This is a genomic window from Sphingobacterium hungaricum (genome assembly GCF_015210005.1).
GTDB lineage: Bacteria > Bacteroidota > Bacteroidia > Sphingobacteriales > Sphingobacteriaceae > Sphingobacterium > Sphingobacterium hungaricum.
This window is the reverse complement of sequence record NZ_MU158698.1, coordinates 1,552,438-1,567,110: the sequence shown is the minus strand read 5'-3', so window position 1 is coordinate 1,567,110 and position 14,673 is coordinate 1,552,438. Positions and strand designations below refer to the sequence as shown.

The following is a 14,673-nucleotide window of genomic DNA, read 5'->3' as shown; positions in this document are numbered from 1 at the left end:
TCCTACTGGTCAGAATATTAGCCGTTTGATCTATCCAACTTCCTATTGTTTAAGTTTAATTTTTAGTTTGTGTTTACCCGCTGTTAAATTCAACGGCGTTTTATCTTCGGCATTGTCCGGAAGCTGTAATGTAGCTGTGGAATTTGCTGGTATTTCTATTTCGTAAGTCACATAATTCCGCTTTTCGCGATTCCATTTGGAAAGGATATTTCCATAAGGCGATAAATGGCTCACTTCGGATTCATTCAATCCCTCTGGGAAAATCGGGCGCAACAAAATATGTTTAAAACCTGGCTTTTCTGGGTCAGGAAGAATTCCGCCAATTGATTTGAAGAACCAGCCACCGATTTCACCGAACATCATGTGGTTATCTGAAATGTCTCTTTTCGCATCTAAATCCCAATTTTCAAGTAAAGTTGTCGCACCGTTAACGACCCACCATCCCCAAGATGGATAGGTGTCCTGCACAGCTACTTTATACGCAGATTCGCTGTAGCCGTTGTTGTTCAGCGCATTAAGCAGTGCTTTTGCACCTAAAACGCCTACGTCTAAATGAAAATTTGTTTCTTCTACTTTCTTGTTCAGATTGAATGCGACTTTGGCTTTCATATCATCTGGAACTACGCCCCAGTGCAAGGGTACGCTTAATTCAGTTTGTGTACCGCTCGCATAAATCCCTTTCTCGCGGTTAAGAAATTTAGCATTGATTGCTTCTTTGATTTTATCGCGCAATGCACTGTACTGACGATAATCTTCTTCTTTTCCGAAAAGCTTAGCGGCAGCTGCAAGAATTTTCGCATCTACGTAATAGTAAACAGATGAGGTTAATTCTAAATCTGAAGTCGATTTCACTGGAACCCAATCGCCTCTGCCGAATGTAGTCAATCCATTTGGACTGATGCGAGTAACGTAATCTACATAGCGCTTGATGTTTTCATACGAATCTTCTAAAGCTTTGCTGTCTCCGTAGAACATATACAGTTCCCAAGGAATGATGGCAATTGTGCTTGTCCAATCCAATCCATTAGCCGTTCCATATCCCCAGCCACCTGTCGGAATAATGTCCGGCAAAACACCATTGGGTTGCTGCTCATCGCGATGGTCTCCCAGCCATTTTTCATAAACTGTGATGCCATCGAAATTATAAAGTGCGGTTTCTATTGCCAAATGGCCGTCTCCTGTCCAGCCATTTTTTTCGCGTTGCGGACAATCCGTTGGATAGCCCATCAAGTTTGAGAGGTATGCGTTGTTGGTTACTTGCCATAAGCCGTTAATCAGCGAAGACGAAGTTTTGACGGATCCGACTGGCGCTACATCGCTGTGCATAAAATAAGAAGTTACATTTTCTTTGCTCAATGCTAGAGGTTTGCTGCTCGTGATTTCCACATATCGGAATCCTTTGTAATTAAATTTCGGCATGAATTCATCGGTCTTTTTACCGCTCAAAATAAAAATGTCGGTTTGAAAAGGATCGTTGACTTTATCTCCGCGGTAATACACATCGATGTTAGACATATCCAATCGCCCATCATCAAGAAGGCGTTCACCATGCTTGATACGCAAAACCGTTCCTTCATCTCCATGAATCTTCACCTGAGTGATTCCTGCCATGTTTTGCCCCATGTCGAACACGTAGGTCGTATCGTTGATTTTATTGATGTTTTTCGCGGTGTACGATTTAACTAGGCGCACAGGAGCCATCTGTTGCGATGAAATTAGATTTGATGGCGTACTTCTTAGGCGGATGCCATGCCACTTGCTCTCATCAAATCCCGGACTGTCCCAACCTGATTGTTCCAAACGTGCATCGTAATGCTCTCCGGTATAGATGCTATTCGCTATAATCGGACCGCTAGCGGTCTTCCAGTTCTGATCAGAAACAATTGTTTCGACAGAACCGTCTTCATATTCAATGCGCAAGTCCAGACAAAAAGCTGGACGAGCTCGCCAAGGCGCGTTATGGAAATCCCATACGGCAAGCGATTGATGATTGTACCATCCATTCCCCAAGATCACGCCGATGGCATTTTTACCTGATTTGACTTCATTAGTCACATCATGAGTTACATATAAATTTCTTCGATCGAAACGTGTGTACATCGGGTCCAATCGCTGATCGCCGATCCGTTGTCCATTGATCGATAATTCAAATAATCCTGCTGCCGCAATGTATGCGCGCGCGCGTTTGATTGGTTTATTGCTTGTAAATTCTTTTCGAAAATATGGAGCAGGAAGCTGATGGATATCCTTGTTGTCACTGATCCAAGTACCTTTCCAATTATTTTCGCCTCTCATTCCGGTTTCAAAAGCAACGACTTCGGAGTCTCCCTGTTTACTGTCTTTATCCCAAACAATGACTTTCCAATAATAACGTGTAAAAGGCTTTAGTAGCTCACCTTTGTATCGGATCAAAATGTCTTCTGCAGCTTGTTTTCCCGAATCCCATTGCTGACCCTGACCATTGACCACAGCTAACGAATCAGTGCCGACTAATACTTGATAAGCGGTCTGAAGCGCGCCTTGACGTTTGTCTTCCAGCATCCAAGATAGACGGGGCGACTGTTGGTCAATGCCAATTGGATTGATTAAATGTTCACATTTAAGCTGAATAGGTTTGCAAAGAATAGGTTCTTTGGCCTGTATATACAATTGGCTTCCAAGACTCAATAAAGCCAATAAAAATATTTTTTTCATAATTAAAATAGTCTGTTTGTTATTTTCAAGTTCATGTATCGTTGGTCTTTTAAAAATCTATAAAGAAGCGTGCATGTCTATTGCAACTGTATGTTGGGAAGGATATAACCTAAAAACATAATCGTTTCCATTTCCTTTTGTAATATAGCCTTTCTTAAAAGATATTTTGTAAGCAAAATCTTGAAATAAGGCATCAATGCTTTTATTTTCCACAGCCTGAAAAGGCAATTGGTCTAGACGTTCTTTTGGCACTTTCAGCTCAAGAAACCAGTTCAACTTTTTATCCTTTGGTTGACAGCCTACATCGATATTCTGTTCGGATAACGTAATTGTAAATGTGTTCTCAAATTGATCAGTACAGGTGATCAGAAGCTTGTCTTTCGCAGATTCTTTCACCGAAGGATTTTTTAGAATAAGTTCTTGCTGCTGTCCATTTTCATTTTTCACCAAACGCAAGCCAGCTCGTTCGGTTTGTGTACTCCAGAAAAAACCGTCGATAAACGGAAGTGTCGAATAAAAGAATTGTCCGCCAGTTCCAGGTTTGTCGTAATAAGCTGATTTAAGGCCTTCATCGAACAAATGTATATCCCGAAAACGAAATCCTTGCTTTTCCCAATACAAATTGGCGCGGTAATATCGGCTGTTGTACCATACACTTTTATTGCCTTGATCTCTATAATCATCCAACGCGGTAACCGCCGTTGCAGGCGTATGATCGAACATTTTTTTGAACCAAAGTCCAGACTGTTCCAATGTTTCGACCCGTATTTTTCCTGCATTTCTTAAAGAATCTAAAATTGGGAATTGCATTTCCAATCCGGTTTTCATTTCATCCCACGTAAACGAATTTTCTTGTCCTGCCTGCGCATAATTAAATGCTAAACTAGGCTGATCGACAATGCTTTTCAGGAAATGGGTTGTCCAGTTTTTATTCATTCCGCCATCGCGGTAAACAGGTTCTAAGGTAATCACGCCTTGTCCAGAAGTTCCTACGCCCATGTCATATTGATAAATCGGATCGCTGCCAAGCATTCTGAAAATCGGAACCGGAATCTGGCTTTCCTTGGTTTGCGCAGGCATGTAGGCATTCAGTTTGCTTGGATAATAAGCCTGATTCCAGTAGCCGCCCCAAAGCGTGTATCCATCGGTGCCAACTTGATCTTTGCAATTGCTTGAAGCCACAATTTGGTATTTCTCGTACATGTAAAGCAAGGTGTGCGAATCAATAAACCAAGAGCCAACAGATTTGGGGTATCGACCAAAAATCTGTTTAAATTTCGCCATGTATACATCAACTAATTTTTCCCTTTCTTCTTGTGTATAGCCCGTGGTGAACGCAATGTTCGCCGTAGAAACCCAGCGATGTTTTCCTCTCCAAGTTATTCCCGCCGCTTCCACATGAGGTTGCGTAATTTCCCACCACGCACCAATTTCAAAATCAGGTGTCAGTTCGTTTTTTAGCAATTTCTGATAGTCTGGATTAATCAACGCATCATATTGCAACAGAAATGTTCCGACAAGATTATATTTCTTCATTAACTGAATTTGCTTTTCAGTCGCATCAAAAAGCAAGCTATCCGCATCTTGTAAACGGTAATCCGTCTGCCGGATAAAATTAATGATATTGATTAGTCGAGGACTATCTGTTGGCGGGATCTTTGTCGATGCTTTTGAAAAAGCGGAGCCAACGAAGATAAATAGGAAAAGGAACAGCAATCTGTTGTTTGTTTTATGGAGCATGCGAAATAGGCTTTACTATTTATGTTGAAAAATACTTCCCCTAAGGGAAGAATGGTAAAACTTATTTTAAAATCCAGTTATCTGTTCGGAATGGAGCAACGGGCAATCCTTTGCTATTGAATAGATTTGGCATCGCCGACTCGCTAAATCCGAACCGCACCGCAACCGGAGCAGAAACTTCTGTTGAAGAAACAACTAGCTTGTTTCCTTGCACGGCAGCTTTGGCCGGATGAAAGACTTGGTCTGCGCCAGCGATGTAAATGTCCGTTAACGGTGCATCTTTAATCACCAATCCATTGCTCAGAAAATCAAAGTCAACGACAATTGTTTTGCCTTTGATTTCATGGCTTTTGTACAGCGGTGATTTGTAGTCTTGACCTTTCTTTTGGTAATGGTCATGCAGCGCAATAGCCGCTAGGCGCTGCGCGACAGCACGTTTTTGAATGGGATGAATATCGGCAACATTATCAACTAAATCCGACACTACCACCATTCCGGTTTCCGGAACAGCTTGTACAGTTTTTAGTTGTTGCTCGCGCAATAAAGAAGCTAAAGCTGTTTTGTTGTTGTAATTAAATGGGGCAATCTGTACAAAATAGAATGGCAATGTCTCGTTCCATGCTGTCCGCCAAGAAGCAATCAGATTCTGCATCAGCTGATCATAACTCGACCATGTGCCTACATTGCTTTCCCCTTGGTACCAAAATGCACCTGAAATTTTCAGGTTTTTTAAGGGATAAATCATGCTGTTCCACAAAACGCCTTTGCGGTGTGGACGGAAAGAAGCGGCAGTTTGTTTTTCGGAAGCTTCCAAAAGGCGGGAATCGTTATTGATGTAGTAGGATGGAGTCCAGACTTCTGCTGGCGTTCCTCCCCAGCTTGCATTGATGATGCCAATCGGAACATTCAGTTCCTTGCGGAATTCTTTTGCAATGAAGTACCCTATAGCAGAGAACGAACGTAAATTTTCAGCATTTAATACTTGCCAAGAATCGGTAATGTCTTCTTGAGGATAGTCTGCCGCATAACGGCTCACTTGCAGCAAACGGATTTGATTATCATTCACCTGAGGCAATTCATCTAAGATTTCTTTAAGGTTCTGTTCACCTCCCCATTCCATATTTGATTGGCCTGAACAAAGCCAGACATCGCCCAGAAGCAAATTTTGCAAGGTTATTTTTTGGTTTCCAGATTCAACACTTACCGTGTATGGGCCCCCAGCCTCAATCGTAGGAAGCTCTGCTCTCCATGTTCCGCCACCATCAATGACTGTTCGAACAGTATCTTTCGACCAAGAAGCAGTAATAGCAACGGTAGAAGCGGCTCTTCCCCATCCCCAAACCTGAACGGTAGAATTGCGCTGTAGAACCATGTTGTCCGAAAGTACATGCGGAAGCCTTAACTGGGAATAACCTGCTAAGCTAAGAAAAAGTAGAATCGTTAATAACCGTAGTTTATGTATCATGATTTGGATTTTTGTTAGTATCAATGCTTTGCAATGCTGTTCTATTCTATTAGAGTCAAGGCTAATCGTTTTAGCAAAAAAACATATAACTCAACCGAAAAACATGCTTGAAGCATGTGCCCTTTGCCTTGGCAATATGAAAGATACAAATTTATATTTTTCCGTCAAGTAACCATACTGTACTATCCTGCTTATAATAGATTATATGGATTCCGTATTTCTAATTTAAGCTTCTTCTAATACTTTTTAAAAGATTCTCGCTTTAGTTATTACACTACCGCGTATCCGAGACACTTTTTCACCAAAACTCCGTTGCTACAAGAGTATCTAAATACGCTTATCCTATTCTCGTTCCGTGCGAAATTCTGTATATTTACATCAATAAGTCTTGTATATAATCCATGAAAAAAAGGAAGATGGCAATGGTTGCCAATCAAATATTAAAGAACGAAGAGGATTTGATGGACATCCAATTTTGGTTAGCTCGTTCAAATTCCGAACGGATAGCTGAAGTTACGCGCCTTCGAAGATTATATTACAGTTGGTTGCTTGGCAATTATCCTGAGCGTATGGAAAAGACAATTACTCATCGAAATAATGATATTTGAAGAGGATTTTATAGATTTCATTCAACTTTTAAATAAGCATAAAGTAAAGTATATGGTGATAGGAGCATATGCTCTTTCTATATACGGCAGACCAAGGCATACCGGAGATTTCGATATATGGATAAAACTAGAGGCTAAAAATGCCCATAAAATGGTCAAGGTACTTAAGGATTTCGGATTTGCGGCACTTGGACTTTCTGAAGAAGATTTCCTTCGGGAAAATTATGTTACCCGCCTTTACGAATAGGTATTCTAAATGCTATATCTGACGTTGAATTTGATGATGCATATAGCGCAAGGTTGATAATAGAAATTGACGATTTGGAAGTATCATTTATAAGTGTAAACGATGATTTCATCAAAAACAAACAGGCTACTGGACGTGCAAAAGACCTTGGCGATATTGAATCTTTACAAAAATTGAAAAAAACACAGCCGAATAAAGGTCTTCCACATCCAAAAAAAACACCAAAAAAATGACGAAATAGCACCTGGAAAAATAATTTACCAGATGCTTTTAAGCGTATAAAATTCTAAACTTTCTAGTGTAGCCGAACCGCCTTCTGCACGAAGCTCGTACGACAAGTTTTCTGCTTTCAAGTTGTAATTTACAGGCATGTAAGTCTCGCCTTTTGCGGCAAAAACTTCAACACCAGTGCGGTCTACAAAAAGATGTAAATCTAACTTGCCATCGATTAATGGAGCATGAGCTTTGACTTTGTCAATTTCAAGTTCTTGTTTCGCCACATCGTAATTGATGGCTAAACCACGGACAACAAGCTGTATTTTTTTGCTATCATTTGGTTTTAATACCAATTGAATTTCTGCAGTTTCCGAAGACAGTCCGCTCAATACATTTGCTGTTTCAGCAGAAATATTCTTCTTTTTGATTTTAGTGGATTTGTTTCTTAAAACTTGCAGTTCTTTCACAGGAATGCGCACCAAACGAAGGCCTTTAGCGGTTTTCTTCAATTTGATTTCCATCGGTACGCTCATCGATTGATTGAATGAGTTGTTGCCTTGGTTGGTATGCGTGCGCCACCAGCCGATTTCTACTCGGCGCCCTTTTGGCTCGTTGCTGAATGTTTGCGCTGCATAATAATCTCTTCCATGCTGGCTAAATAAACGCTCTTCTTCAGGAGTAAATGTTTTGCCGTCGAATGTGCCGATAGCATATTGGCTATCCGCTCCAGTCAATATCCATTTTTTGTTTTTCGAATCACCATCTACCGCTAGTTCGAAAAATTCTGGACACTCGTGCATGTAACGGTCATCGCCACGGCCACCAACAATTTTGCTTGTAAATGTCCAAGATTTCATATCTGTCGAAGTGAAGAAATGCATCGTGTGTAAATTATCAGGCTCCGTCACATAAAGCACCATCACCCAATGTTTGCTTGGCTCATGCCAAATGACTTTCGGGTCGCGATTGCCATCCGTAATTTTATCAAGAATTGTATTCGGTAATTTCGTGAATGTACGTCCATCCAAACTATAAGCTAGCCCTTGCTCCCAAGCTTTTTCAGCAGCTGTATAAAACAAAACCATCGGTTTGTCTTTCGCCGTTCCCAAGCCGCTTGTGTTGTCTACATCGACGACAGCGCCTCCGCTGAACATCGTGCCGAAATTATCTGGATACAAAGCCTCATCCAACTGTTTCCAATGAACCAAATCTTTAGAAACCGCGTGTCCCCAATGCATGTTTCCCCAATTTACGCCGTAGGGATTGTGCTGAAAAAACAAATGGTATTCTCCTTTGTAATACACCAATCCATTCGGGTCATTCACCCAGCCACGAAGCGGAGAGAAGTGAAATTGCGCGCGCAATGGCTCTTTATAATCTCGTTCTTCCGTGTTTTGCTCAGCCTGCTGAACCTGAGAAAAAGCCTTGCTGTCTGCAGGCAATGCGTCAACAGTTAGTGTTAGCTTGGAGCCTTTCCAGTCGCCTACATACAAATAAGCATACCAGTCTGGATTTTCATCCGCCAATTCTACGTTGAACCATCTTAATTTTTCATTGTTTAATTTGATTTCCACATTGCGCTTAGTCGCACCATTTTTTACAGGAATCTTTATGTATTGCTTTTCTACATCAAATGTCGTAGTAAATGCCTGCTGTGCGAGGGAGGATTTTGCAATTCCTCCGCAGAGTAAGAGTAGTAAAATGAGTTTCTTTATCATGTCTGTTTTAAATTTATGGGTTAGTTTGATTATTAGGTGTTGATTAGTTTTTAATTTGAAGGCATTAATCCTTTGTCCAAGAAATATTTCCAATGAAAATGGTTGATGGTGCTCGCTTCATAAGAAGGGCATGCGCCTGAACTTTGGGTTACAAAAGCACTCAATGTCGTCGCAAATTCCAACATTTCTTCTGGATTTGTCACTTTGTCCTGACAGCAACGCTGAGAAATAAAAGCCGCTAAGAACGAATCGCCGCTTCCGATGGTATCTTTCACCTGTACCTTAAAAGCAGGGAATTGAAAGCTGAATTTTCCAATCTGCGAATGAAAGATTGCGCCATTGGCGCCATAGGTTACGATGATTTCTTTGACCTCAAAAGCATGCATGATTTGTTCAACTTTCTGGTGGTCGGTCAGCGTTGTTGGAAGCACGAGCCAGTCGGCGATAAAGCCTAATTCCTCTTCATTCATTTTAACAAAATCAGCATAATTGAGCAATTCAAAAATGCGTTCTTTGCTATAGAATGGTGCGCGGAGGTTTACATCGAATATTTTAAAATTTGCTACAGCCAATAAAGATTTTAGTGTTTCATAACTTTCATCATTGCGGGTGGACAAGCTTCCGAAAACGAAAAAATCTGCATGCTGAACAGCGTCAAGTTCTTTTTCGCCAGAGGCAATGTAATCCCAAGCAACAGGGAATACGATTTCGTAACGAACATCTCCCTTCTCGTCGAGGCTTACTTCTACAGTCGATGTTGGCTGTGTCGCGTCGCGTTGAAAGAGGCGAACAGGAACTTCCAGTTCTTCGCAGATAGCCACTAAATCGTCTCCATCTTGGTCATTTCCAATCCTAGTCAGCATTTCCGTATGAATCCCTAATTTGTTTAGATGGTAAGCAACATTAAGCGGTGCGCCTCCCAATTTTCGTCCAGTAGGAAGGTTGTCCCACAGGATTTCTCCAAAACAAATTCCTTTTAAATCAAGCTTCTCCGTTTTCATTGTTGTTTATGTTTAATCCAAAATCTTCCCTAACTTAATGAAGATTGAAGGTTTTTCCCATATTTTCTAAACTTGTCCCTTTTGTTTCGGGCATCATTCTTAAAACAAAAATCAATTGCAAAACCATAAATCCTGCAAAGATTAGGAAGGTATATCCGCCACCTAGCCATTCTGTTAAGGCTGGAAAAGAAAATGTGATAATCGCAGCCATCACCCAATGTGTCAAGCTTCCTAAAGTTTGTCCTTTCGCCCTCACGTTGTTCGGGAAAATTTCAGAAATGAACACCCAAATCACAGCGCCTTGAGAAAATGCAAAAAAGGCAATGTATAGCATCAGGTAAAGCGTAACGGTCATTCCTTCGGTATGTCCTGAGAAAAAGGCGTAAGATACCAGCGATAGTGAGGCAATCAGTCCTAATGACCCAATCAGCATCAGTTTGCGTCGGCCTACTCTGTCGATAAAATTAATTGCAATCAACGTAAATATAAAATTAACCAAACCAATACCCACGGTCGAAAGCAAAGAACTTTGTTCGCCTAAACCTGCCATTTCAAACACGCGGGGAGCATAATAAATAATGGCGTTGATTCCTGAGACCTGATTGAAAACGGCAAATAGGATGGCTAAAAGAACCGGAATGCGATTTTCTTTTGAAAAAAGTTTCGAGTCGTTCGTGTCAGTTTGTGTATTGCTATTCAAGATTTGTTGTACATCCGCTTGATAGGTTTCGCTGTTGATTTTCTTCATAATCTGTTTCGCTTGCTCAACGTTTCCTTTGTGCAACAAAAGCCAGCGAGGACTTTCCGGAACCAGAGATATTAGCAAAAAGAACAGCAAAGACGGAAAGGCTTGTACGCCTAACATCCATCGCCAAGACTCTTCTCCGCCTTGTCCAATAAAATAATTAGAAAGATAGGCAACTAGAATTCCTAAAACCACGTTGAACTGAAACAGCCCGACAAGCTTTCCCCGAGAGCCTGCGGGCGAAATTTCAGAAATATAAATCGGCGCAGTGACCGAAGAAATACCTACCCCAATACCGCCTAGAAAACGGAAAATGATAAACACGGTCCAATCTTGCGCAAGCGCTGTTCCGATTGCTGAGAAGAAGTAAAGTGCAGCGACAAAGAACAGTGTGTTTTTTCTGCCTAACTTATCCGAAGGAAATGCGCCTAATGCCGCTCCGACGACTGTTCCGATTAATGCAATGGCCATTGTCAACCCGTGCTGAAATTCCGTCAAGTTCCAAAAGCTCTGGACTGCTTTTTCAGCTCCAGAAATTACGGCTGTGTCAAAACCAAATAAAAATCCTCCCAAAGCCACCACGAATGACCATGCTAAAACCGTATTGTTGTTCATGTTATTTATAATTGATACTTTCAAATGTAAAAGGTTAAGGAAGCTGAGGAGAAATAATTGAGGACTAAATTCATTGATTGTGTAACAATTTAATAAATGGCTGATAGATAAATACTTGTTAAAATTTTGTATCGCCCTATTATCTATATTTGAACAGTTTCTTTAGCTGATGTTACCTGTTCTATAGCAAACGAAAATGTGTATTTCAGACACTAAGTATATCAACATACTGCTAAAAAAAGCAAAATAATGTATCTTGCTGTATTAAACCGAAAAAGAGATGTTCAGATTTCTGGCTATTTGCTCCATCGTAGTTTTACTAGCGCTCAGTTCCTGTACTCCAAAGCAGGAGCGGAGTAAATTCGTCATCGCTTTTTCGCAATGTGTAGGAAATGATGCTTGGCGAGAAACCATGTTGGAAGAAATGAAGCGGGAACTTTCGTTTTATCCAGACATCGAATTTATTTATCGGGATGCGCAGGGCGATAATGAAAAACAGATACAGCAAATTCGGGAATTACTGAACAGCGATATCAACCTGCTGATTGTCTCTCCCAATGAAGCCGAACCGCTAACGGCTATCGTGGATTCTGTTTTTCAAAAGAATATTCCTGTTGTCGTCACGGACCGAAAAACGTCTTCTGGACTTTATAATGCCTACGTTGGTGCTGACAATACAGCGATCGGACATTTAGCGGGTCAATACATTGCGCAGGTTTCAGAAAACCGCGGACGTGTTGCGATTGTGACTGGATTAATGGGGTCTTCGGCATCCATGGAACGAGAAAATGGATTTCGTGAAGCGCTCGAAAAAACTCCAAACATACAAATCGACGTGCAGTTAAGCGGAGATTGGGAAAAGGAAAAGGCTTATTTGGAAGCAAAAAAGAACATGTCCTCTCTGCAAGAAAATGATATGATTCTCGCCTTTAATGATCAAATGGCTTTAGGCGTAAAACAAGCACTAGATGAACAAGGAATAGACCGAATAAAAATTGTCGGTGTTGATGCTTTGCCGGGTGCAGGAAATGGTTTGGAAGAGATTATGAAAGGCAATCTCTACGCTTCTATGCTGTATCCAACTGGAGGAACGGAGGCGATACGCACAGCGATGGCAATCTTGAATAAACAGCCTTACAAACGAGAAAACATTCTCGGAACGCTAGTAATCAATAAAGAAAATGCCGGATTGATGATTCTTCAATCCAACAAAATACAAGAACAGCAAAAGGACATTGACAAACGCCAAGAATTAATTGTGGAACAAAAGGCCTTGTACCTAAACCAAAAATCGACCTTGAACAGCGTAGTCATCAGTTTGGTGTTATCGGTGGTCTTTGGAGGAATTGCAATTGTCGTTATCAAAAGCAATTGGGAGAAAAACAAGCATTTGGAAGCGCAGAATAAGGAAATCTTGTCGCAGCAACAGGAGATTATTGAGATGAATGAAAAGGTGCAACAAGCTTCAGAGGCGAAAAGCAATTTCTTTACAAATGTTTCGCATGAATTTAAGACGCCCCTGACGCTGATCCTTGCGCCAATGGATGAACTTGAAAAAGAAAAAAATATTTCTCCAGAAGGAAAGGATCAGTTAACCCGAATCAAACGCAACGCGAAAAAGTTGCAGCATTTGGTGACGGATCTCATCGATATCAACCGAATTGATAAAACACAAGCCAGGCTTCAAGCTTCTCCTGTACAGATTGACGCTTTCATTCAACAGCAACTGGCAAACTTTAAGCCTTTGTCGCAACAAAAGCGCATTTCACTAAGTTACACGAGCAATACATCGATCAAGGAAATCTGGATGGACACATACCTGATGGAACAAGCGATTTCCAACTTATTGTCAAATGCGTTTAAATTCACCTCTTCTGGAGGAAAAATTTCTGTGCTGGTCGAAGAAAATACATTTGCCGACCATGTTTACATCCGAGTGATCGATAACGGCATAGGAATTCCGCTTTCTGCTATTGATCAGATTTTCGAACCATTTTATCAAGCAAGTCCGAGCCCTCAGGGATCGGGTATCGGCTTGGCCTATGTAAAAGAAATCGTTAGCCTGCATCATGGACAAGTCACGGTGAGCAGCAAGGAAAATATGGGTTCTTCATTTACTTTACGCTTGCCAATTGGTAAGCAACATTTGAAGGATGAAGAGCTGCGGACGGCCGATGAGCCATCGACTTCGTTCTTTACGGATTATGAACACGTACAGCATGCGGATGAAGAAATCCAAGAAAATAGCTCATTTCATTCCAGTAAATCAGCGAATATCCTTGTCATCGATGATCATCCGGATATCCGACATTTTCTAAAAACGCTGCTTGAAAAAGAATACAATGTTCTTTTCGCCAAGAGCTTTGCTGATGCAAAAAATAAAGTTGAGAAAAGTTATCCTGACCTGATTATCAGCGACATTATGCTTCCTGACGGAAGCGGGCTCGATCTCTTGCAGACGATAAAAAACAATGCGCCAACCTCACAGATCCCGGTACTTTTATTAAGTGCTTTGGATACAGATGAAGCAAAAATTGAAGGCATGCGCCTGATGGCGGATGCATACATCACCAAGCCGTTCCATGTCCCTCACCTTATGGCGGTGATCAGCAACTTGATCCTTTCGCGAAAACAGCTTAAGGATCGCTACATTTCTGCTGTAGAACAGCATGAAGAATCGGGCTATACGGAACAGGATAAACGGTTTATCCAGCATTTGGAAATGGTCGTGGAATCTAGACTAAGTGATCCTCGATTTACGGTAGAAGAAATCGCCGGAGAGCTGAATATTTCGCGGGTACATCTGTATCGAAAAACGAAGAGCCTCTTAAATTGCAGCGTCAACGATTATGTATTGCAGCGCCGCTTGAAGAAATCCAAACACCTGATTATTGAGGGATTGAACATCAATGAAATTGCAGAAAAAATTGGCTTTTCATCAGCAGCGTACTTTGCGGCAGCATTTAAAAAGCAATTTGGAATGACACCAACAGCATTTAAAAAGGAAAAACTTGGGCGGTAATTTGAGAAACCAATAAATAGCTAATTCAAAATGACTTACATCCTCCAAACAGAACGTTTATTCCTTCGGGAGATCCAGCTTATCGATGTCGACGACCTTTTTGAAATGGATTCCGATCCAGAAGTGCATCAATACATTGACAAAAAACCTGTGCAATCAAAGGAAGAGGTGATTGAGACGATTCATTTTATTCGAAAACAATATCAAGAAAACGGAATCGGTCGCTGGGCAGTTATTGACCAATCTTCTGGAGAATGTGTAGGTTGGTGCGGATTGAAATTTTTCCGTGAACGGCTCAATAAGCAGGCAAATATCTACGAATTGGGATATCGGTTCAAACGCAAGCATTGGGGCAAAGGTTATGCCTCAGAATCTGCTAAAGCTGTTGTGAATTATGGTTTTGAAGTACTCGATTTGGAAAAGATCTATGCGATCACAGATCCTGAGAATTCGGGTTCGAGGCATGTTCTCGAAAAATTGGGCTTTCAATTTGTGGAGCTTTTCAAAGATGGAGACGATTTATTGACTTGGTACTCTTTGGCAAAGTAACTGAACGATAATTTTTCATTTTTTTGGAAGAAACTTTTTAGCTTTATCAAACT

Annotated in this window: 11 protein-coding genes; 5 read left to right on the top strand and 6 right to left on the bottom strand. The window is 41.1% G+C overall.

Features of this window, described 5'->3' with window-relative positions; translation table 11 throughout:
* Positions 1-42 precede the first annotated feature (42 nt).
* From C4F49_RS09970 to C4F49_RS09960, 3 genes are all read right to left on the bottom strand, one after another.
* Positions 43-2,694, bottom strand: coding sequence for an alpha-L-rhamnosidase (locus tag C4F49_RS09970; protein ID WP_196935706.1), 2,652 nt, complete (start codon positions 2,692-2,694; stop codon positions 43-45).
* Positions 2,695-2,751: 57 nt separating this feature from the next.
* The gene (locus C4F49_RS09965; RefSeq protein WP_196935705.1) at positions 2,752-4,434 is read right to left on the bottom strand and encodes a hypothetical protein; all 1,683 of its coding nucleotides are present in this window, start codon (positions 4,432-4,434) and stop codon (positions 2,752-2,754) included.
* A gap of 61 nt (positions 4,435-4,495) precedes the next feature.
* Positions 4,496-5,899, bottom strand: a complete 1,404-nt coding sequence (locus C4F49_RS09960) for a sialate O-acetylesterase (RefSeq protein ID WP_231388268.1) — start codon at positions 5,897-5,899, stop codon at positions 4,496-4,498.
* Positions 5,900-6,300: 401 nt separating this feature from the next.
* On the opposite strand from C4F49_RS09960, the gene C4F49_RS09955 reads away from it, so the two are divergent.
* From C4F49_RS09955 to C4F49_RS17945, 3 genes are read left to right on the top strand one after another with little or no spacing between them, the layout of a single operon-like run.
* On the top strand, positions 6,301-6,507 hold the full coding sequence (locus C4F49_RS09955; protein ID WP_196935704.1) for a hypothetical protein: 207 nt from the start codon (positions 6,301-6,303) through the stop codon (positions 6,505-6,507).
* Positions 6,497-6,754 carry a hypothetical protein gene (locus C4F49_RS17950; protein ID WP_231388267.1) on the top strand — a complete coding sequence of 86 codons (258 nt, stop codon included), beginning with the start codon at positions 6,497-6,499 and terminating at the stop codon, positions 6,752-6,754. The genes C4F49_RS09955 and C4F49_RS17950 overlap by 11 nt, the downstream gene beginning before the upstream one ends.
* A 53-nt stretch (positions 6,755-6,807) precedes the next feature.
* Positions 6,808-6,987 carry a hypothetical protein gene (locus C4F49_RS17945; protein WP_231388266.1) on the top strand — a complete coding sequence of 60 codons (180 nt, stop codon included), beginning with the start codon at positions 6,808-6,810 and terminating at the stop codon, positions 6,985-6,987.
* A 24-nt stretch (positions 6,988-7,011) separates the two neighbouring features.
* On the opposite strand, the gene C4F49_RS09945 is transcribed toward C4F49_RS17945, so the two are convergent.
* From C4F49_RS09945 to C4F49_RS09935, 3 genes are read right to left on the bottom strand one after another with little or no spacing between them, the layout of a single operon-like run.
* A complete protein-coding gene (locus C4F49_RS09945) occupies positions 7,012-8,688 on the bottom strand; it encodes a glycoside hydrolase family 32 protein (RefSeq protein ID WP_196935703.1) in 1,677 nt (558 codons plus the stop codon).
* 50 nt (positions 8,689-8,738) lie between these two features.
* Positions 8,739-9,689 (bottom strand): carbohydrate kinase family protein, encoded by a 951-nt coding sequence (locus C4F49_RS09940; RefSeq protein WP_196935702.1) that lies wholly within the window; start codon positions 9,687-9,689, stop codon positions 8,739-8,741.
* A 34-nt stretch (positions 9,690-9,723) separates the two neighbouring features.
* Positions 9,724-11,049 (bottom strand): sugar porter family MFS transporter, encoded by a 1,326-nt coding sequence (locus C4F49_RS09935; protein ID WP_196937248.1) that lies wholly within the window; start codon positions 11,047-11,049, stop codon positions 9,724-9,726.
* 280 nt (positions 11,050-11,329) lie between these two features.
* Between C4F49_RS09935 and C4F49_RS09930 the strand changes: the two genes are divergently transcribed.
* Positions 11,330-14,071, top strand: a complete 2,742-nt coding sequence (locus C4F49_RS09930; RefSeq protein WP_196935701.1) for a substrate-binding domain-containing protein — start codon at positions 11,330-11,332, stop codon at positions 14,069-14,071.
* Positions 14,072-14,101: 30 nt separating this feature from the next.
* Positions 14,102-14,620, top strand: a complete 519-nt coding sequence (locus C4F49_RS09925) for a GNAT family N-acetyltransferase (RefSeq protein ID WP_196935700.1) — start codon at positions 14,102-14,104, stop codon at positions 14,618-14,620.
* Positions 14,621-14,673 lie beyond the last annotated feature (53 nt).

What these genes read in the sequence shown, in the direction of transcription:
- C4F49_RS09970 (WP_196935706.1), bottom strand. Translation starts at nt 2,694, where the DNA reads ATGAAAAAAATATTTTTATTGGCTTTATTGAGTCTTGGAAGCCAATTG.
- C4F49_RS09965 (WP_196935705.1), bottom strand. Translation starts at nt 4,434, where the DNA reads ATGCTCCATAAAACAAACAACAGATTGCTGTTCCTTTTCCTATTTATC.
- C4F49_RS09960 (WP_231388268.1), bottom strand. Translation starts at nt 5,899, where the DNA reads ATGATACATAAACTACGGTTATTAACGATTCTACTTTTTCTTAGCTTA.
- C4F49_RS09955 (WP_196935704.1), top strand. Translation starts at nt 6,301, where the DNA reads ATGAAAAAAAGGAAGATGGCAATGGTTGCCAATCAAATATTAAAGAAC.
- C4F49_RS17950 (WP_231388267.1), top strand. Translation starts at nt 6,497, where the DNA reads ATGATATTTGAAGAGGATTTTATAGATTTCATTCAACTTTTAAATAAG.
- C4F49_RS09945 (WP_196935703.1), bottom strand. Translation starts at nt 8,688, where the DNA reads ATGATAAAGAAACTCATTTTACTACTCTTACTCTGCGGAGGAATTGCA.
- C4F49_RS09940 (WP_196935702.1), bottom strand. Translation starts at nt 9,689, where the DNA reads ATGAAAACGGAGAAGCTTGATTTAAAAGGAATTTGTTTTGGAGAAATC.
- C4F49_RS09935 (WP_196937248.1), bottom strand. Translation starts at nt 11,049, where the DNA reads ATGAACAACAATACGGTTTTAGCATGGTCATTCGTGGTGGCTTTGGGA.
- C4F49_RS09930 (WP_196935701.1), top strand. Translation starts at nt 11,330, where the DNA reads ATGTTCAGATTTCTGGCTATTTGCTCCATCGTAGTTTTACTAGCGCTC.
- C4F49_RS09925 (WP_196935700.1), top strand. Translation starts at nt 14,102, where the DNA reads ATGACTTACATCCTCCAAACAGAACGTTTATTCCTTCGGGAGATCCAG.